Annotated in this window: 21 protein-coding genes; 6 read left to right on the top strand and 15 right to left on the bottom strand. The window is 65.1% G+C overall.

Going from position 1 to position 19,348, the window contains the following annotated elements; translation table 11 throughout:
- Positions 1-39: 39 nt before the first annotated feature.
- The 4 genes from ASE88_RS12945 to ASE88_RS12930 all read left to right on the top strand — a co-directional run bounded on the left by ASE88_RS12945 (position 40) and on the right by ASE88_RS12930 (position 3,653).
- On the top strand, positions 40-819 hold the full coding sequence (locus tag ASE88_RS12945; protein ID WP_321163420.1) for a thioesterase family protein: 780 nt from the start codon (positions 40-42) through the stop codon (positions 817-819).
- A 111-nt stretch (positions 820-930) separates the two neighbouring features.
- A complete protein-coding gene (locus tag ASE88_RS12940; protein WP_056478363.1) occupies positions 931-1,464 on the top strand; it encodes an EF-hand domain-containing protein in 534 nt (177 codons plus the stop codon).
- A 71-nt stretch (positions 1,465-1,535) separates the two neighbouring features.
- The gene (locus ASE88_RS12935) at positions 1,536-2,255 is read left to right on the top strand and encodes a response regulator (RefSeq protein ID WP_055878553.1); all 720 of its coding nucleotides are present in this window, start codon (positions 1,536-1,538) and stop codon (positions 2,253-2,255) included.
- A 24-nt stretch (positions 2,256-2,279) separates the two neighbouring features.
- The gene (locus tag ASE88_RS12930; RefSeq protein WP_055878556.1) at positions 2,280-3,653 is read left to right on the top strand and encodes a sensor histidine kinase; all 1,374 of its coding nucleotides are present in this window, start codon (positions 2,280-2,282) and stop codon (positions 3,651-3,653) included.
- 47 nt (positions 3,654-3,700) lie between these two features.
- On the opposite strand, the gene ASE88_RS12925 is transcribed toward ASE88_RS12930, so the two are convergent.
- The 6 genes from ASE88_RS12925 to rpsU all read right to left on the bottom strand — a co-directional run bounded on the left by ASE88_RS12925 (position 3,701) and on the right by rpsU (position 9,224).
- Positions 3,701-4,996 (bottom strand): MFS transporter, encoded by a 1,296-nt coding sequence (locus ASE88_RS12925; protein WP_156357021.1) that lies wholly within the window; start codon positions 4,994-4,996, stop codon positions 3,701-3,703.
- On the bottom strand, positions 4,996-7,116 hold the full coding sequence (locus ASE88_RS12920) for a M3 family metallopeptidase (RefSeq protein ID WP_056478359.1): 2,121 nt from the start codon (positions 7,114-7,116) through the stop codon (positions 4,996-4,998). The genes ASE88_RS12925 and ASE88_RS12920 overlap by 1 nt, the downstream gene beginning before the upstream one ends.
- Positions 7,117-7,210: 94 nt before the next feature.
- Positions 7,211-7,393, bottom strand: coding sequence for a hypothetical protein (locus ASE88_RS12915; RefSeq protein ID WP_055878567.1), 183 nt, complete (start codon positions 7,391-7,393; stop codon positions 7,211-7,213).
- 53 nt (positions 7,394-7,446) lie between these two features.
- Positions 7,447-8,121 carry a Crp/Fnr family transcriptional regulator gene (locus ASE88_RS12910; protein WP_321163419.1) on the bottom strand — a complete coding sequence of 225 codons (675 nt, stop codon included), beginning with the start codon at positions 8,119-8,121 and terminating at the stop codon, positions 7,447-7,449.
- Between the two features lie 171 nt (positions 8,122-8,292).
- Entirely contained in the window at positions 8,293-8,868 is a 576-nt protein-coding gene (locus ASE88_RS12905; RefSeq protein WP_055878575.1) for an FKBP-type peptidyl-prolyl cis-trans isomerase, read from the bottom strand.
- A 149-nt stretch (positions 8,869-9,017) separates the two neighbouring features.
- A complete protein-coding gene (rpsU, locus tag ASE88_RS12900) occupies positions 9,018-9,224 on the bottom strand; it encodes a 30S ribosomal protein S21 (RefSeq protein WP_055878578.1) in 207 nt (68 codons plus the stop codon).
- A 184-nt stretch (positions 9,225-9,408) separates the two neighbouring features.
- Between rpsU and cysS the strand changes: the two genes are divergently transcribed.
- A complete protein-coding gene (gene cysS, locus ASE88_RS12895; protein WP_056478357.1) occupies positions 9,409-10,836 on the top strand; it encodes a cysteine--tRNA ligase in 1,428 nt (475 codons plus the stop codon).
- Positions 10,837-10,840: 4 nt separating this feature from the next.
- Here the strand turns inward: cysS and ASE88_RS12890 are convergent, their stop codons facing one another.
- The 9 genes from ASE88_RS12890 to ASE88_RS12850 form a co-directional block, all read right to left on the bottom strand.
- Complete coding sequence (locus ASE88_RS12890) at positions 10,841-11,782, bottom strand: DUF979 domain-containing protein (RefSeq protein ID WP_056478354.1); 942 nt, start codon at positions 11,780-11,782, stop codon at positions 10,841-10,843.
- Positions 11,779-12,432, bottom strand: a complete 654-nt coding sequence (locus tag ASE88_RS12885) for a DUF969 domain-containing protein (protein ID WP_056478352.1) — start codon at positions 12,430-12,432, stop codon at positions 11,779-11,781. The genes ASE88_RS12890 and ASE88_RS12885 overlap by 4 nt, the downstream gene beginning before the upstream one ends.
- 5 nt (positions 12,433-12,437) lie before the next feature.
- Complete coding sequence (bla, locus tag ASE88_RS12880; RefSeq protein ID WP_235525755.1) at positions 12,438-13,298, bottom strand: subclass B3 metallo-beta-lactamase; 861 nt, start codon at positions 13,296-13,298, stop codon at positions 12,438-12,440.
- Positions 13,289-14,845 (bottom strand): glutamine-hydrolyzing GMP synthase, encoded by a 1,557-nt coding sequence (gene guaA / locus ASE88_RS12875; protein ID WP_055878592.1) that lies wholly within the window; start codon positions 14,843-14,845, stop codon positions 13,289-13,291. Before guaA ends, bla begins: the two co-directional genes overlap by 10 nt.
- Before the next feature lie 93 nt (positions 14,846-14,938).
- Positions 14,939-15,361 carry a 50S ribosomal protein L17 gene (gene rplQ / locus ASE88_RS12870; protein ID WP_055878595.1) on the bottom strand — a complete coding sequence of 141 codons (423 nt, stop codon included), beginning with the start codon at positions 15,359-15,361 and terminating at the stop codon, positions 14,939-14,941.
- A gap of 242 nt (positions 15,362-15,603) precedes the next feature.
- Positions 15,604-16,674 (bottom strand): DNA-directed RNA polymerase subunit alpha, encoded by a 1,071-nt coding sequence (locus tag ASE88_RS12865; RefSeq protein WP_031395236.1) that lies wholly within the window; start codon positions 16,672-16,674, stop codon positions 15,604-15,606.
- Between the two features lie 100 nt (positions 16,675-16,774).
- Complete coding sequence (rpsK, locus tag ASE88_RS12860; RefSeq protein ID WP_031395237.1) at positions 16,775-17,164, bottom strand: 30S ribosomal protein S11; 390 nt, start codon at positions 17,162-17,164, stop codon at positions 16,775-16,777.
- A gap of 84 nt (positions 17,165-17,248) precedes the next feature.
- Positions 17,249-17,617, bottom strand: coding sequence for a 30S ribosomal protein S13 (gene rpsM / locus ASE88_RS12855; protein WP_055878599.1), 369 nt, complete (start codon positions 17,615-17,617; stop codon positions 17,249-17,251).
- A gap of 155 nt (positions 17,618-17,772) precedes the next feature.
- The gene (locus tag ASE88_RS12850) at positions 17,773-18,018 is read right to left on the bottom strand and encodes a hypothetical protein (protein WP_056478350.1); all 246 of its coding nucleotides are present in this window, start codon (positions 18,016-18,018) and stop codon (positions 17,773-17,775) included.
- A gap of 424 nt (positions 18,019-18,442) precedes the next feature.
- On the opposite strand from ASE88_RS12850, the gene ASE88_RS12845 reads away from it, so the two are divergent.
- Entirely contained in the window at positions 18,443-19,330 is an 888-nt protein-coding gene (locus tag ASE88_RS12845) for a hypothetical protein (protein ID WP_056478348.1), read from the top strand.
- Positions 19,331-19,348: the final 18 nt, after the last annotated feature.

The following is a 19,348-nucleotide window of genomic DNA, read 5'->3' as shown; positions in this document are numbered from 1 at the left end:
TCCTGGGTCGAGCCCAGGATGACGAAGGATGAAAGGACCATGATGACCAGTCTCAAACAGGCGATCGACGCCTTGGAGCCGACCGAAGGCGGCTGGCGCGGGACGGTACCGGAGAATTGGACGCAGGGCCGCACCGCCTATGGCGGCTTTTCCGCGGCGCTTGCGCTCCATGCCGCGCAGAGCTCGGACACCGACCTGCCGCCGCTGCGGTCCGCGCAGGTGTCGTTCATCGGGCCGCTGTCGGGCGAGATCACGATCCGCGCGCAGCGGCTGCGGCGCGGGCGCAATGCCGCGTTCGTCCAGGTCGACGTCGAGAGCGCGGCCGGGCTCGGGCTGCGCGCGACGTTCGTGTTCATGGGCCCGGTCGCCTCGCGCGTCGATCACCAGACCGGTCGTGCGCCCGCCTTTCCGGTGCCGGGGCCGGACACGCAGACGTTCCGCGGTCAGAGCGCGGTCGCCTTCTCACGCAACTTCGACCTGCTCGACCGCCGCGACGACGGCGTCGGGCCGTCGGAATGGCTGCGCTGGGCGCGGCTGGCCGAGCGCGAAGGGCTCGATCCGATGGTCGAGCTGATCGCAATCGCCGACTGCCTGCCGCCTGCCGCGCTGAAGCTGCTCGGCGGTCCGGCCCCGCTCAGTTCGATGACGTGGCTGCTAAACATCCTCGGCCCGCAGCCGGAGACGCGCGACGGTTGGTGGCTGCTCCGCGCGACCACCGACTATACGCGCGACGGAAGTTCGAGCCAGCAGATGGCGATCTGGAACGCCGACGGCACGCCCGTCGCCGAACAGATGCAGAGCGTCGCGATCTTCGCCTGAACCCGACATATCTTGCGACATATTGGCTACTTGGCGGCAAAACCCTGCGACAAGCGCGGCGTAGACCAGCGGCATTCGATGGGAATTCTTACCCCTCCGCCGGAGACCGACATGCGCAAGATCGTCTTACCCCTCCTGATCGCCGCGAGCGCGATCGCCTCCGTGGCAAGCGCCGCCCAGACCAATCCCGCCCCCGCGACCCCGCGCCCGCCGATCCGTCAGTACGCGAACCGCGACGGTGTCGCGACCCGCGCCGAAGCGATCGCGCAGGCCGACGCCCGCTTCGCGCAGATGGATACCGATCGTGACGGCCGCATCACCGCCGACGAGATACGCGCCTATCGTGCCGCGCGGCACGACCGGATGGTGGCGAGCGGCCGCGATGTTCCCATCCCGCCGCCGGGCGGCAGCAAGCATGATGGGATGGGCCGGCGGATGGATCCGAACGGCGACGGCAGCGTGACGCGCGAGGAGTTCGAAGCCCGCGCGCTGAAGCGGTTCGACCGGATCGACGCCAATCACGACGGCGTGATCGATGCGACCGAGCGCGCGAATGCCGCGGAGATGCGCCATGACGACCGGCGCGAACGCCACCAGAGCGGCACGCCGCCTGTGAAGGCGACCGTGCCGGCGCCAGCTCGATAACGCGAAGACGGGAAGCATCGGACGAACCCCGATGCTTCCCCTGGACAGCCGCCATGCTAGACACTGCCCCGATGGGAGACATGCCGCATCTGCTGCTCGTCGATGACGAGCGCTCGATCCGCGAGCCGTTGGCCGCGTACCTCACCAAACAGGGGTTTCGCGTCACGCAGGCCGGCGATGCGGAAAGCGCGCGAACCCGGCTGACCGCCTATGCGATCGATCTGGTCATCCTCGACATCATGATGCCGGGCGAGGACGGCTTGTCGCTGTGCCGGCATATCGCCGCGACCAGCGAGGTGCCGGTGATCCTGCTGACTGCGCGCACCGAGGAGACCGACCGGATCATCGGGCTCGAAATGGGCGCGGACGATTATGTCGTGAAGCCGTTCTCGCCGCGGGAATTGGCAACGCGCGTCAAGGTGATCCTGCGCCGCGCGACCGCGGGCGGTGCACGCCAGCATGCCCCCGAGGCGAACGCCTATGCCTTTGCCGGCTGGGTGCTGAAATCGGGCGAACGCGCGCTGGTCGACCGCGAAGGCGTCTCGGTGCCGCTCTCGACCGGCGAATATAACCTGCTGCTCGCGCTCGTCACGCGCCCCCGTCAGGTGCTGACGCGCGACCAGTTGCTCGACCTGACGCAGGGCCGTGAGGCGGCCGCGTTCGATCGCGCGATTGACAATCAGGTCAGCCGGTTGCGCCGCAAGATCGAGGCGGATGCAAAATCGCCCGAATTGATCAAGACGGTGTGGGGTGGCGGCTACACGCTGGCTGCCGAAGTCACGCGGTTGTGACACGCCCCCTGTGATCGACAGACCATGACCCAATTTCGGCCTTGGCCGCGCAGTCTCGCGGGGCAGATGGCGCTGCTCATCGCGCTTGCGCTGTTCGTGGCGCAGGTGATCAACTTCGGTCTCGTCCTGCGCGATCGGGTCGAGTTCCGCCTGACGCAAGCAACGCGACCAGTCGCGTCCCGGATCGCCGATGCGCTCGACCGCGAGGCGCATGGCGGTCGCCCCCTTACCGCGGATCGCGGCCGCGTTCGCCGCCTGACTGCCGATCCGATTCCCCGGATCGGCTATGAGCGTCATCCCGAGGTCGCCGCCGAACTGCGACGCCAGCTCGCCGATCAGGGTGTCACGGTCGGACGGATCGACACCGGCCTTCGCCCGTCGTCCGACGAGGACGACACCCAGACCAGTGATGACCGGCGCCGTGCGGCCAATCGGCGCATCGATCGCGATGGCACCGCGCTCTTGATCGCGGTCGAACAGCCCGGTCGCGGCTGGCTGACGATCACCGCGCCCTGGCCGCAGCCCGGCCCGCGCCTGCTGATCGCGTTGCTCAGCCAGACCGCGATCCTCTACATCATCGTGCTGCTGCCCGTCCTGTGGATCGTCCGTCGGCTGTCGCGTCCGCTCCGCGACCTGCGCGCTGCGGCGGAACGGTTTCGGCCCGGCGAGCCTGGCACGCCGATGCCGATCGAAGGGCCCGACGACGTGGCCGCGCTGATCACCGCGTTCAACGCGCTGCGACTGCGCGTGACGGCGATGCTGGACGAAAAGGACCGGATGCTCGGCGCGATCGGCCATGACCTGCGCACGCCGCTCGCCGCGCTGCGGGTGCGAATCGAGTCGGTCGATGACGATATCGATCGCGCGAAGATGATCGACACCGTCGCCGAGATGAACCGCACGCTCGACGACATCCTGTCGCTGGCGCGGTTGGGGCGGCCGAGCGAGCTGCCGACCGATGTGGACCTCGCGGCACTGGTCGATGCCGTCGTCGAGGACTTTCGCGACATCGGCAGCGATGTGAGCTTCGTCGAAGCGGATCGCCTGCGGATGCGGTTGCGCCCATCGCTGATGCGTCGCGCGGTGCGCAACCTCATCGAGAATGCGGTGAAATACGGCGTGTCTGCGGAAGTACGGGTCGAGGCGGGCGCCAAGACGGTCGCGATCGTCGTGGCGGATCATGGCCCCGGCATCCCCGAGGACCGGATGGGCGACGTGTTTGACGCGTTCACGCGACTGGAGAGTTCGCGCAACCGCGAGACCGGCGGGATCGGGCTGGGCCTGGCCTTGGCGCAGGCGATCGTGCGCGAGGCCGGCGGCGAGATCCGGCTGGTCAACCGCACGCCGTCCGATCAGACTGGCGGCGGGCTCGACGCGATCATCGAACTGCCGCGCTAAGCCCGTCATCCTGGGTCGAGCCCAGGATGACGGCGATAGCCCCGACCTTAGTCCTCGACGATCCGGCTATGCGTCCGCGTATCCTTCATCCGCAGATACACGATCAGCGACACCCCGATCATCGCGGTGACGTACCAGTAAAATCCGCGCTCCATGCCCTCGTTCTTGAGCCATAGCGCGACATATTCCGCGGTCCCACCGAACATCGTGTTGGCCAAGGCATAGGGCAACGCCACGCCCAGCGCGCGGACGTGCGCGGGGAACAGCTCCGCCTTCACGACCGCGTTGATCGCGGTGTAGCCGGTGACGATGAACAGCGATCCGACCACGAGGCCGAACGCCAGATAAGGGTCGGTCGCGGTCTCCAGTACGGTGAAGATCGGCACGGTGAACAGCACACCGGCGATCCCGAACCCGACCATCAGCGGCTTGCGCCCGATCCGATCGGACAGCGCACCCGCGGCCGGCTGGAACGCCGCGTACAACGCCAGCGCCGCAGTCATGATCAGCGTGGCGGATTCGCGGCTGAACCCGCTCGTGTTGACCAGGAACTTCTGCATGTACGTGGTGTACGCATAGAAGGCGAGCGTACCGCCCGCGGTGAGCAACAGCACGGTGAACGCCTCACGCGGGTATTTGCTGAACAGCAGCCACCCGCTCGATTTTGGCGTGCCGTCGGCCTTGGCGTTCTGATAGCTCTCGGTCTCGAGCAGCCCGCGGCGGATGCGGAACACGACCAGCGCGAGCACGCCGCCGATCGCGAACGGAATGCGCCAGCCCCACGCATCGAGCTGGCCGACGCTGAGCGTCGATTGCAGCAGCAACAGCACGCCGAGCGCGAGCAACTGTCCCGCGATCAGCGTCACATACTGGAAGCTGGAGAAGAAGCCGCGCCGCGACTTGCCCGCCATCTCGGACAGATACACCGCGCTCGCGCCATATTCGCCGCCGACGCTGAGGCCCTGCATCAGCCGCGCCAGGATCAGCAACGCGGGCGCAACCCAGCCGATCGTCGCAAAGCCCGGCGTGATCGCGATCAGAAACGACCCCGCGCACATCAGCGTCACCGACAGCGTCAGCCCCGATTTGCGGCCGTGGCGGTCGGCATAGATGCCCATCACCCACGCACCGATCGGCCGCATCAGGAAGCCGACCGCGAACACCGCGGCGACGCTCATCAACTGCGCGGTCGAATTGCCCTTGGGGAAGAACACCGGCGCGAAATACAGCCCAAACGCAGAGTAGACGTACCAGTCGAACCATTCGACCAGGTTGCCCGCCGACCCGCCCAGGATCGATTTAAGGCGATGGTTCTTTTCGGGCTCCAGTGTCGTGCCGGTCATCATTTGTCCCCCTGCGTCGCGAAGCCGCGCTTCTTCAGCAGCGCGTTCACGTCGGGATCGCGCCCGCGAAACGCGCGATACGCCTCGGCGCGATCGGTCTCGTTACCCGTCGACAGCAGGATCTTCGCGAAACGATCCGCGGTCGGCTTGTCCCACGGACTGCCAGCCTCCTCGAACGCCGCAAACGTGTCGGCGTCCATCGTCTCGGACCAGAGGTAGCTGTAATAGCCCGCCGAATAGCTGTCCGACGAAAATAGATGCTGGAACTGCGGTACGCGGTGACGCATCACCAGCTGCTTCGGCATGCCGATCTCCGCGAGCGTCGCGGCCTCGAACTTGTCCGGATCTATGACGCCGTCTGGGACGGTATGGATCTTCATGTCGACGATCGCCGACGACAGATATTCCGCAGTCGCAAACCCCTGGTTGAAGGTGCGCGACTTCTCGATCTTGTCGAGCAGGTCCTGCGGCATTGCCGCCTTGGTCTGGTAATGCCGCGCATATTTGTCGAGCACGTCGCGGGTCAGCAGCCAATGCTCGTTCACTTGGCTCGGATATTCTACGAAATCGCGCGGCGTGCCGGCGAGCCCAGGATATTCGACATTCTGCAGCATCGCGTGGATCGCGTGGCCGAATTCGTGGAACAGCGTCTGCGCATCATCGAGGCTGATCAGGATCGGCTCGCCCGGCGCGCCCTTGGCGAAGTTGTTGTTGTTCGACGACAGCACGAGCTGCGCCGGGGCGAGGCCGCGCTGGCCGCGATAGGTGTTCGCCCACGCGCCCGACCGCTTGCCGGTCCGCGCGAAATCATCGCGGTAGAATAGCCCGACGTCTTTGCCGGCCTTGTCGGTGACGCTCCACACGCGCATGTTCGGCTCGAACACGGGAACGGTCCCGGTGATCTCCTTGAAATTCAGCCCGTACAGCCGGTTGGCGGCGTAGAGCGACCCCTGGATGATGCTGCCGAGCTCGAAATACGGCTTCAGTTGCGCCTGATCGAGATCGTACCGGCTTTTACGTACCTTCTCCTGGTAGAAGCGGTAATCCCACGGCTCGATCGTCAGCGAGGTACCGGCGACCTTCTGCATGTCGGCAACTTCCTCGGCGACACGGCCCTTGGCGGCGGGCCAGACGCGCATCATCAGGTCCATCGCCGCGGCGGGCGTCTTGGCCATCGTGTCCTGCATCCGCCAGTCGGCATGCGTCTTGAACCCGAGCAGGTGCGCGCGGTCGGCACGCAGCTTGACGATCTGTGCGATCGTCGCGTTCGTGTCGTTGGCATCGCCGTTGTCGCCGCGGTTGACGAACGCGCGCCATACCTTCTCACGCAGCGCACGGTCGGTCGCATAGGTCAGCACCGGATCGACCGCCGAGCGCGTGTTGACGATCGCGTAGCCCGGCAACTTCCGCTCGGCAGCGGCGGCCTTGGCGACCGCCTTCACGCTGTCGGGAAGCCCGGCGAGCTGTGCCTCATCGGTGACCGAGATCGCCTTGCTCTCGTCTGCGAGCAGCTTCTCTCCAAAGGTCGAGAATGCGGTCGCAAGCTGCTGGTTATACTGCGACAGCTGCGCCTTTTGCGCATCGTTCAGCTTGGCGCCCTGGCGGACGCTGCTGTCGTAAATCCGTGTGATCAGCCGGACCTGCTTCGCGGTCAGCCCACTCGAATTGCGCGTGTCGTAGATCGCCTGGATGCGCGCGAACAGCGGCTTGTCGAAGGTGATCGCGTCCGACGCGGCAGAGAATTTGGGCGACCATTCGCGGTCGAGCTTCTGATAGGCGGGCGTGTTCATGTTGCCGGTCATCACGCCGAACAGCGTCATCACCCGACCATAGCGCTTGCCCGCCAGCTGCATCGGCACAATCGTGTTGGCGAAGGTCGGCTTGGCGGGATTGTCGGCGATCTTGCGGTAGTCCGCGGCGCGTTCGGCGAGCGTCGTCTCGAACGCCTGGGGGAACAGATCGGGGCGAACCTTGTCCCAGGGGGGCACCCCGCCCATCGGGCCGGTCCAATCGGCGAGCAAGGGATTGGCGGCGGGGGTAGTGGCCGGCGCGGTCTGCGCGACAATGGAGGTAGACGCCATCAGCGCGACGGCGCTCGCGGCGAGGTATAGAAACTTCACATGGATCTCCCGGTCAATGTACCGGGTAGCATAGTGATAAAGTCACACAGAGGAAGGCGTGCACCGTGTTTGGCCGATTACGCATGCCCGCCGCTCAATCCAGTGGCGGCTCCTCGATCGTTTGACCGGCAGCGCGCTCCGCCGCTGCGATCAACCGACGGCCGGTTTCAGCCGCAGCCTCAGGTGTCATGGTGATCGCGACCCCATCGGGTCCGTCGAGCGTCACGATTCCGCCCTCCGCCGAGGCAACACCAGGGAGGATTTGGGGCTTCAACATGATCGGCTCTCCAGGCTTCGGTGCCATTGGCGATCGCATGCTGCGGGTCGCAGTCAGTCGCTTTTGGACCCGTAGAGGTATTGCGGTTCGAATTCAGCAACGGCTTCGAGCGCTTTACGATCCAGGATCCGCGCCTCACCTGCCTTGAACGTCAGCAAATTTTTCTCGCGGAGCGACCGAAGCACGCGATTGACGTGCACCCCGGTCAGCCCACTCGCTTCCGCCAGGTCGGGCTGCGTCATCGGCAGTATGAAACGGCCATCTGCAGCCATCCCGACCATCTCAAGTTTGACGTTGAGTTCGCAGAACAGATGCGCGATCCGCCCCTCGGCACCAAGGCGACCAAGCCGGAAAATCCATTCCCGGTGCATCGCCGCGTCGAGAAGGGTACTGAACCAGAGTTTTTGCGTGAGGTGCGGATAGCGTTCGGTGATGCCCTGCAGCGTCCGGTGATCGTAACACGCGATCTTCACCGGTCCGAGCGTCGCGATGTCGTGATCGAGCCGTTTCATCGGAAAGGCATGGAGATCGACAAAGTCGCCCGGCACATGCACCGCGACCAGCTGACGCTGCCCCTCGCGGTCGTCCATATACCGGCAGACGAACCCGTCGATCAGAAGCGTGCTTGTGTCGATGAGGTCACCCGCGCGGACCAGTTGTTTGCGCGCGGCGACGTGCAGGACCGAACCGATACCGTCTTCCAGCACCTGCTTTTCTTCGTTGCTCAACTCATGGCGACCGCGCCCCATGAGAAACTTTTCCGAGATCATCCACGCCCCCTCTTCGTTCGACCTCGTAACGCGGTCGAACCTAGAAGAACAGACCGGGACTCGTACTGATCCATATCAGCGCAGCCGAACATCCCCATCAAAGACGTGCTTTGGTAACCGTCGCAAGAATCAGGGGCGAACAGGCATAGCGCTAGGCGCACCGGGTGCACCCGGCATGCCGCGCTGCTGCATCTGCGCCTGTGCCTGCATCTGCTGAACAACGCTCTGTGGCAGGAAATCAAGCAGCTCGACGTCGAACACGAGGGTCGAGTTCGCCGGGATCGGCCCCGTGGCCTTATCGCCATACCCAAGCGAGGGCTTCAACCAGAACCGATACTTGGCCCCCTTAGGCATCAACTTGAGCGCCTCGGAGAAGCCAGGAACCACGCCGGTGACGGGCATCGGCGTCGGCTGTTGCGACTTGTCGAAGGTCGTACCGTTGAGCAGCTTGCCCTCGTAATTGACGAGAGCCACGTCCGCGTCGGTAGGCTTTGCCGCGCCGGGCTTACCGGGCGAGATGACCTTGTACTGCAGCCCCGATGCGGTGACGGCAACGCCGCGTGCCCGTGCGTTGCGCGCTAACGGGTCATCGCCCTGTCGCGCGAGCGCAACCGCGGCAACCAGCGCCAGCGCGATGCCGACCCACAAATAGACGAGATAGCTGCGCTTGGTGGGCTGCAGCGGCACGGCGGTGACGGTCGACATCGGATCAAGCCCCGGTCATCTGGTCACGCCGGAGCGCCGCGCGTGCCGTTGTTAAAATCTTGTGACTGAATCACGACGGGGCTGCCGATTAGCGACAACCCCGTAGATCGGATCCCGAAGCTCGATCACGAGCACGGGATCAATGCGTATTACCGCGCGCCGTCGCGCTCAGCGCGCTTGCGGTCGAGCTTACGCGAGCGACGGATCGCTGCCGCACGCTCGCGCGCACGCTTCTCGGACGGCTTCTCGTAGTGGCGGCGCAACTTCATCTCGCGATACACGCCTTCGCGCTGCAGCTTCTTCTTGAGCGCGCGAAGGGCCTGGTCGACGTTGTTGTCGCGTACGATGATCTGCATAAACCCGTTTAGCTCCGGTCGAATAGATTTAGCCGTCGCGAATAGGTCCGCGCCGCATGAACCCGGGGCCCTATCAGCGTGCGTCCCGGGTTTCAAGCCAAACCCGCCGAGTCGCATGGATAAGCTGCACAAACGATACGCTGCGCGATTTGCGAGACCCGGACCGGACCGCTAGGAGCAGCGAATGACCCGCACCCCCCTTACGCTTTACAACAGTCTCTCGCGCGAACTCGAGACGTTCCGGCCGATCGATCCGGCCGATGTCGGCATCTATTCGTGCGGCCCGACGGTCTACAACTATGCGCATATCGGCAATCTTCGGGCCTATGTGTTCACCGACACGCTCAGCCGTGTCCTGACGTGGAAGGGGTATCATCTCACCCACATCATCAACATCACCGATGTCGGGCATTTGACGTCGGACGCGGACATCGGCGACGACAAGATGGAGGCGGCGGCGCGCGCGAGCGGGCAGGATATCTGGGCGATCGCGAAACACTATACGGACGCGTTCAAGCAAAACCTCGTCGACCTGCACATTCGCGCTCCGACCCGGTTTCCGCTGGCCACCGATCACATCCCCGAGATGATCGCGTTTGCCGAGGCGATCGCCGAGCGGCATTGCTATGTCCTGCCCGACGGTCTGTATTTCGATACGACGACGGTGCCCGACTATGGCCGCCTCGCGCGATCGCAGGACGATACGGGCGAGAGCCGGATCGATCCGGTCGAGGGCAAGCGCCACCCGCAGGACTTTGCGATCTGGCGGACGTCGGCGCCGGGCGAGAACCGGCAGATGGAATGGGATTCGCCCTGGGGTCGCGGTGCGCCCGGCTGGCATCTCGAATGCTCGGTGATGAGCAAGAAGTATCTCGGCGCGACATTCGACATCCACACCGGCGGGATCGATCACCGCGAGATCCACCATCCCAACGAGATCGCGCAGAACCAGGCGCATTGCGACTGCGGCGACACCGGCGCGACGCTGTGGATGCACAACAACTTCCTGGTCGAACGCTCGGGCAAGATGTCCAAGTCTGGCGGCGCATTCACCACGCTGAAGACGCTGGTCGACCGGGGCTTCCACCCGCTCGCCTACCGGCTGATGTGCCTCCAGGCGCACTATCGCAGCGAACTGGAATTCTCGTGGGATAATTTGGCCGCCGCGCAAACCCGCCTGAAGCGGCTGGCGATCACAGTCGATGCGTTGCGCGGCCGGCCTGCGGGCGGCCCGTCGGGTAACGCGTTTGCCTATCGCGACCGGCTCGACGCCGCGGTATCGGACGATCTGTCGACGCCCCGCGCGCTGCCAATCCTTGACGAGATGCTTAGCGACAAGCGCGTCGCGCCGGCAGACCGGCTGGCGGCGCTGGTCGATTTCGACGCGGTGTTGGGGCTCGATCTCGCATCGATCCGCCGCGAAGACCTCCGCGTCCGCCCGGTATCGGCGACGCTCGACGAGGCGACGATCGCGGACCGCCTCGACGAGCGGAGGGCAGCGCGTGCGGCGAAGGACTTCCCGCGCTCCGACGCGATCCGCGACGAACTGGCGGCGGCGGGCGTCGAGGTCATGGACGGCGATCCGCTCGGCTGGGACTGGAAACTGGGCTGACGCCTCAGCGAAAGCCCAGCCAGTAGAGCAGGCCGATATTGACCGCGAGCAACGGCAGCGCCGTCGGCACCTGCGCGCGGATGACGGCGTTCTTGTTCTTGAGGTCTAGCAGCGCGGCGGGGACGAGATTGAAGTTCGCCGCCATCGGCGTCATCAGCGTGCCGCAGAACCCGCTGAGCATGCCGATCGCCGCAACGACGGCGGGGTCGCCGCCATAGTGCCGGACAAGCAGCGGGATCCCGATCGCCGCCGCCATCACCGGGAACGCCGCGAACGCGTTGCCCATGATCATCGTGAACAACGCCATGCCCAGCGTATAGGCGAGGACCGCGCCGATCAGGCTGTTATCGGGGATCGCATGGCCCGCCAGCCCGCCGACGACGTCCCCGACGCCCGCCAGCGCGAAGACCGCGCCGAGGCTTGCCAGCATCTGCGGGAGGACGGCCGCCCAACCGATCGCATCCATCACCCGCAGACCTTCCGCCAGTGGCGTGGCGAGCCGCGGGCGGAACCAGGCCAGCATTGCGATCAGCGCGATCAGGACGCCGCAGGTCAGCGCGACGAGCGTCGCCTGCTTCGGATCGACGAGGCTCGGCACCGCGCGGAACAGCACCGTGCCGCCCAGCGCCGCGGCCGGGATGATCAGCGCGGGGAGGAATATCTGGTTGCCGAGCCGTGCGGCGTCGTCCCGTCTCGCGTCGAGCGAGGTGGTCGCCCGCCCGCCCCGCCCCATCGCGCCCGAGCCTGCGATCGCGACGAGCGCCAGGACGAGGACGCCATTGCCGACGTCGCCCAGCCGCCCGCCGAGCAGGAAGCTGATCGCCAGCACCGCATAGAACGCCGCATTGCCAAGACGTTTGGAGTTGGTGCGATCGGTCGCGCTCAGCACCGCGAACGCCGCGAACATCAGCCCCGCCACCGCGTAAATGAAGCCGGTGCCGATCATGCTCCGCGCGCCAGACGGCGATCGAGCAGCCAGAGGCGGAAGCCATGGATCACGAACGCGGCTATCGCGGTCGGGATCGCCCACATCGACAGGTGCAGCGGCTGGATGACGATGCCATAGCCCTCCAGCACACCCTTCATCAGCAGGATCGAACCGATCGCGATGAAGATGTCCTCGCCGAAGAACAGCCCGATATTGTCGGTCGCCGCGGCCATCGCCGGTATGCGGTCGCCACCCGGCGGGAGACCTTGCGCCTCGGCGGCGGCTTCGGCCATCGGCGCGACGAGCGGGCGGACGCTCTGCGCCGGGCCGGCGATCGACGTCAGGCCGAGCGCCGCGGTCAACTGGCGAAACAGCAGATAGCCGATCAGCAGCCGCCCGACCGTCGCGCCCCTGAGCTTGCCGATCGCGAGCCGCGCGCGCTCCTGCAATCCGTGGCGTTCGAGCATCCCGATCACCGGCAGCACGAGGTAGATCACCGTGACATAGCGGTTCTCGTTGAACGCCTTGCCGAACGCCGCGAGAATCGCGAGCGGTGCGATCCCCGCGGCAAGCCCCGTGACCAGCGCGGCGACCGCGACCACGAGCAGCGGATTGAACCGGAGCAGGAAGCCAGCGACGATGACCGCGATACCGCACAGGACCAGCATGGCGTCTAGCGCGCCTGCCTGGCGAGATCGGCATCGAACCCGGCTTTGGCCTTCGCGACGATCCTGGGCAGCAATGTCGGATCGACGAACGCGGTCGCGTCGCCCGCCGCGCGGCGCCGACCGCGTGCGATCACGTCGGCGAGTTCGGGGTGCGACGGCAGGACGATGTCGGCGTGCAACGTGCCGAGCATCGCGATGCTGCGGCGATAGTCGGCGACGATGCCGGGATAGGCACGGTTGCCGATCAGCCGATTGCCCGCGACGCTGACGCTGCACGGGAAGACGACGTCGAGCGCGCGCGGCTGAGCAGGAATCCGCATCGTCCAGGTCGTGCAGCCGGGGGTATGGCCAGGCGTCGCGCGTGCGGTCAGCGTGACGTTGCCGAGCGTCACCGTATCGCGATCGCGAACGCCGCGATCGACGGGGACCGCGGGGAAGCGGATGACGCCGTAGTTCGTCTCGCCCGGCGGTATCCCGGTTTCGAGCGCGCGGACATCGCCGATGCCAGCAACGACGCGCGCGCCGGTCGCGCGCTTGAGCGCGGCCACGCCGGCCGCATGATCGAAATGCGCGTGCGTGACGAGGATCAGCTTCACGTCGCGGAGGCGGACACCCGCCGCGACGATGTTGCGCCCGATCATCCCCGCATTCTCTGCCAGCGTCCCGTCGATCAGAATCGCGCCTGCGGGCGTCTTGATCAAATAGGCCGCGATGCCTTCGCTACCGACATAAGTGATCGGACCGGCGACAGCGAACGGCGCCTGCGCGCGCGTCCAGGCGGGCGGATCCGCCGCGCCGAGCAACAGCGGCGCGCTGGCGACGATCGCCAGCGCGCCGAACGATGGTCGTGCTCGTCTTATTCCCACTCGATCGTGCCGGGCGGCTTCGAGGTGTAGTCGTAGGTGACGCGATTGATGCCCTTCACCTCGTTGATGATCCGCGTTGCGACTCGCGGCAGGAAGTCGCCGGGGAATTGGAACGCCTGCGCGGTCATGCCGTCGGTCGACGTTACCGCGCGCAGCGCCAGCACGTTGTCATAGGTGCGGCCGTCGCCCATCACGCCGACGCTGCGCACCGGCAGCAGCACCGCGAACGCCTGCCAGATCGTGTCGTAGAGACCCGCCGCGCGGATCTCCTCGAGATAGATCGCATCCGCCTTGCGCAGGATGTCGCAGCGTTCCTTGGTGACTTCGCCAGGGATGCGGATCGCGAGGCCGGGTCCCGGGAAAGGGTGACGGCCGACGAAGATCTCGGGCAGACCCAGCTCGCGCCCCAGCGCGCGGACCTCGTCCTTGAACAGCTCGCGCAACGGCTCGACGAGCTTCATGTTCATCCGCTCGGGAAGACCACCGACATTGTGGTGGCTCTTGATCGTCACCGACGGACCGCCGGTGAAGCTGACGCTCTCGATCACGTCGGGATACAGCGTCCCCTGCGCGAGGAACTCCGCGCCGCCCAGTTTCTTCGCCTCCGCATCGAACACGTCGATGAAGGTCTTGCCGATGAACTTACGCTTCAGCTCCGGGTCGGTGATACCGGCGAGGCCGCTGAGGAATAACTCCTCGACGTTCACATGGATCAGCGGGATGTTGTACGCGCCGCGGAACAGGCTGACGACCTGCTCGCTCTCGCCCGCGCGCATCAGCCCGTGATCGACATAGACGCAGGTGAGCTGCTCGCCGATCGCCTCGTGAATCAGTACCGCCGCGACCGCCGAGTCGACGCCGCCCGACAGCCCGCAGATGACTCGGCCCGTGCCGACCTGCGCGCGAATCTCGGCGATCTTGGTCTCGCGGAACTCGGCCATCGTCCAGTCGCCGCTGAGCCCGCAGACGTGCCGCGCGAAGTTCGCGATCAGCTTGCCACCGTCCGGCGTGTGGACGACCTCGGGGTGGAACTGCACGCCGTAGAAGCGCCGCGTCTCGTCGGCGACGATCGCATAGGGCGCGCCGGTCGAGGTGGCGACGGGGGTGAAGCCCGGCGGGATCGCGTCGACCTTGTCACCGTGGCTCATCCAGACCTGGTGGCGTTCGCCCTCAGCCCACAGCCCGTCGAACAACGCGCACGCCGACTTGACCTCGATGAACGCGCTACCGAACTCACCGCCATCGCCCGAGACGATCACGTTGCCGCCGAGCTGCGCGGACATGACCTGCTGGCCGTAGCAGATGCCGAGGATCGGGATTCCCGCCTCGAAGAAGCGCTGCGGCACGCGGGGGGAATTCTCCGCGGTGACCGACGCGGGGCCGCCCGAGAGGATGATGCCCTTGGGCTGCATCCGGTCGAACGCGGCCTCGGCGGACTGGAAGGGGGCGATCTCGCTATAGACGCCAGCCTCGCGCACGCGGCGGGCGATCAGCTGGGTTACCTGGCTGCCGAAATCGACGATGAGAATGCTGTCTGGGTGCTCCATGTCGGGCGCATAGCCGGATGGGACCCGTAACGAAAGAGGCCGCGCCTCCCGGATGGGAAACGCGGCCTGCAATTCGATCTTACGAGGCGGGGATTATGCCGCTTCGTTGTAATCCTCGTCCGACATCACCGGACCCGAATCCTGGCCCTTCGCCGAGACGTCGCGATCGACGAACTCGATGACCGCCATCGGCGAGGCGTCCGACATGCGGATGCCGGCCTTGATGACGCGGGTGTAACCACCGTTGCGATCCGCATAACGGGTCGCCAGAACGTCGAACAGCTTGATCAGCTGTGCGTCGTCGAGCAACCGGCCGTGCGCGAGACGACGGTTGGACAGGCCACCCTTCTTCGCGAGCGTGATCAGCTTCTCTATGTAAGGACGCAGTTCCTTCGCCTTGGCGACGGTGGTGGTGATCTGCTCGTGCTTGATGAGCGCGGCGCTCATGTTGCGGAACAGAGCAAGACGGTGGGCCGAGGTCCGCTGAAGCTTACGGCCGCCTACGCGATGGCGCATGTTTAAGTCCTTTTCGTTCGTTCAGGGGCCGTATGAGGTACCCGGGAGCTGGTCGCCGTTAAGGCCGGCGACCGATGCCTTCGTGCAAAGGTTAGGATAAGGTTACGCCTAGGACGCAACTCCAGTCTAACCTCTGTATCTTCAACCGGGTGGCGCCGCGGCGAAGCCGCGTCGTTGGTCGGGTAGAACCCGCCGGCCGGGCTGACCGGTCTCCGGCGCAGCGTGGCTGCGCCGGTGCCAGATCAGCCCATGATTTCCTGCTCGAGCTTCTTGGCCATCTCTTCGATGTTCTCAGGTGGCCAGCCCGGGATTTCCATGCCCAGGCGAAGACCCATCGACGACAGCACTTCCTTGATTTCGTTCAGGGACTTGCGGCCGAAGTTAGGCGTACGCAGCATCTCGGCTTCGGTCTTGCCGACCAGATCGCCGATATAGATGATGTTGTCGTTCTTGAGGCAGTTCGCCGACCGCACCGACAGCTCCAACTCGTCAACCTTCTTGAGAAGGTAACGGTTGATCTGCTGCGTGTCGCCTGCGGGCTCCGCACCACCGGCAGCGGGTGCTGCCTGGCCGATCGGCGCCGACGAGCGGGTGACCGACGAATCGTCGAAGTGGACGAACAGCGCGAGCTGGTCCTGGAGGATGCGACCGGCATAGCCGACTGCGTCTTCCGGGGTGATCGTGCCGTCGGTTTCGATCGTCAGCGTCAGCTTGTCGTAATCCAGGTCCTGACCGACGCGGGTCGGGTCGACCTTGTACGACACCTGCCGTACCGGCGAGTACAGCGCATCGACCGGGATCAGACCGATCGGCGCGTCGGCCGGGCGGTTTGCGGTCGCGGGCACGTACCCCTTACCGATGTCGGCGGTCAGCTCCATGTTGAGCGTCGCGCCCTCATCGAGGTGGCAGATCACGAGATCCTTGTTCATGATCTCGATGTCGCCCGAGACGGCGATGTCGCCGGCCTTGACTTCACCCGGACCCGTTGCCGAGAGCTGGAGGCGCTTGGGCCCCTCGCCCTGCATGCGGATCGCGATCTGCTTCACGTTGAGGACGATGTCGGTCACGTCCTCGCGGACGCCGGCCAGAGACGAGAACTCATGCAGCACGTTCTCGATCTTGATCGAGGTGACGGCCGCGCCCTGCAGCGACGAAAGCAACACGCGACGCAGCGCGTTGCCGAGCGTCAGGCCGAAGCCACGCTCGAGCGGCTCGGCGATGAAGGTCGCCTTGCGCTTGGTGTCGCCACCGGCCTTTTTCTCCAGGCCGCTGGGCTTCTTGAGTTCCTGCCAGTTCTTTGCGTTGACAGACACTTGCTTCCCCTAATTTGGGGGCCGGCGGACAGGACGTCCACCGGCCATGAATATGCACCCGTGCCGCGCGATCAACCGCGCACGGGCAACGTCGGAGAAATCAGACGCGACGACGCTTCGAAGGACGAACGCCGTTGTGCGGGATCGAGGTCACGTCGCGGATCGACGTGATCTGGAAACCGACGGCCTGAAGCGCGCGCAGTGCCGATTCGCGACCCGAGCCTGGGCCCTTGACCTCGACTTCGATCGTGCGGACGCCGTGCTCGGCGGCCTTCTTGCCGGCGTCTTCCGCTGCGACCTGCGCCGCGTACGGAGTCGACTTGCGCGAGCCCTTGAAGCCCATTGCGCCGGCCGACGACCACGAGATCGCGTTGCCCTGGGCATCGGTGATCGTGATCATCGTGTTGTTGAAACTGGCGTTAACGTGCGCGACGCCAGAGGTGATGTTCTTGCGCTCGCGCCGCTTAATGCGCTGAGGTTCGCGTGCCATGAGGTATTTCCTGACCTGTATCTGCGTGACGCCGGGCGGCCCGTTGGGACCAGCGCCGGCGGAGTAATCCATTAAAAAAGTGGATTACTTCTTCTTGCCGGCGATCGGCTTGGCCTTGCCCTTGCGGGTGCGCGCATTGGTATGCGTGCGCTGGCCGCGGACCGGCAGGCCCTTGCGATGACGCAGGCCGCGATAGCAGGCGAGATCCATCAGGCGCTTGATGTTCATCGAGGTCTGGCGGCGCAGATCGCCCTCGACGGTGTGATCGGCGTCGATCGTCTCGCGGATGTGCAGGACTTCCTGGTCGGTCAGGTCCTGGACACGCGCCGTGTCGGCGATGCCGAGCTTCGTGATGATTTCCTTGGCCTTGGTCGAACCGATGCCGTGGATATAGGTCAGCGCGATCACCACGCGCTTGTTGGTCGGGATATTAACACCCGCGATACGTGCCATGAACTTGGTTCTCCTGCTCCACGAGGTCCGGCATGGCTGCACGGCCCTCATCTCCTAGCGATGATCCGAAACGCACGATAACGGCGAACGCGAATACGCGCCGCCGGGAACCGTCGTGTCGGGGAAAAATCAGGTAGGCGCGGGCAAACGCGCTGTCAAGCGAGCGGTTCCGCATGGAGCGGCACGGACTGACGCATCTTGAGCCAGCGACGGAACGAGACGATCGTCCAGATGACCTCGACCACGCCGAACGGCCACGCACCCTGGAGGAAGCCGTAGATCGAGCCAAGCACGCAGCCAAATGCAAAGCCGAGCGTCCACCAGTGCGTGCCGGCTTCCTTGGCATAGCATAGCAGGGTGAACGACACCGCGGTCAGGCCGAATAGGGAAAGGGGGTCCATCAGCTGCTTTTGCAGCGAACAGCATCTGATTGCTACGGCCATTTGGCAGGACCGAACTGGACCCAACCTTTCAAAGGGTGATGCGCATAGCGCCAAGCAAACGGCAAGCGCACATAATATTAATACCCAAAACTGGGTAACACTGACCACCGATTTACTAAAAAAGAAACACGGCAACTACCATGGAAAGATCCTATCATGATGACATTGAGCAGGATGGCCAACAGCTTTAGAAATCCGGGGGGATCATTTCATGGGAAAGTCTTCGATAATCGGCGTCGCGGGATTTGCACTTGGCGCACTTGGTGGGTGTGGCTCAGACGGCGGCAAGGGGAATGGTTCCATTGACCTGACACCCGCACCGACGCCCTCACCGACGCCGACGCCCACCCCTACACCTACGCCAACTCCGACGCCCACCCCCATGATCAGCTATACAGTGCCGACGTTTTTGTCCGCGACAGGGTCGGTGACACTCGATAACTATCCGGGCTTTGGCATCCGTCTGGTCGATACGCAGACGACCGGCACCGGGACGATCGTCCATCACCCGGTTGCAACGATCCAGTCCGACGAGAGTGTGGTCGGCATCGACGTCGCGCCGACTACGACGCCTGGCGACGGGATCTTCACTGCACGGTACGAAACCGACGTGTTGCAAGGCCGTATCCGGATCGGCCAATCGGCCCGCTCCAGTGTCACGACGTACAGCTATTCTAATGCGATCACCGTACCCGCTGCAGCCGCCACCTTGACCGGCGGCGTCACGACCGGGACAGGCGACGATTATGTCGGCTATTATACGTGGTTAGCGCCAGCCGGTGCCACAGCCGGCGCGAGTATCACGCTGCGCCATGTCTTCTACGGCCCGAAGACGCAACGGACGGACCTGCCCACGACCGGGTCCGCGCAGTTCTCGCAGGTGAGCCGAGAGACCAGCTATTTCGACCTTTACACGGCCACCCCCGACCAAGGCATCGCCAGTTTTGGCGATCAGTTCGCCCTTAAGGTCGACTGGCCGACGCGAACAATAACGGGAACGCTGCGGCAGATTTCGCACGTGCCTGCGGTGGCTGGTCCTCATTATTATCTGCGCTTCTCAGGCAGCTTCAGCGCTACAACCGGCTTAGTCACGGGACAGGTCTACGAGGTCGCAGCGGATACGACCACACCCGTCGCGAGCGGCTATTCCGGTGATTTCGCCGCCAATTTCTACGGCCCCGCCGCCAAAGGCCTCGGCATGGTGTTTCGACTGGGAAAGTCCGACGGCACGGTCGTCATTGCTCGCGGTATTGGCCATCAAGGGACCTGATCGACGCGTTTAGGTCGG

This window comes from Sphingomonas sp. Leaf38, assembly GCF_001421825.1.
Lineage (GTDB): Bacteria > Pseudomonadota > Alphaproteobacteria > Sphingomonadales > Sphingomonadaceae > Sphingomonas.
This window is presented reverse-complemented; position numbering and strand designations above follow the sequence as displayed.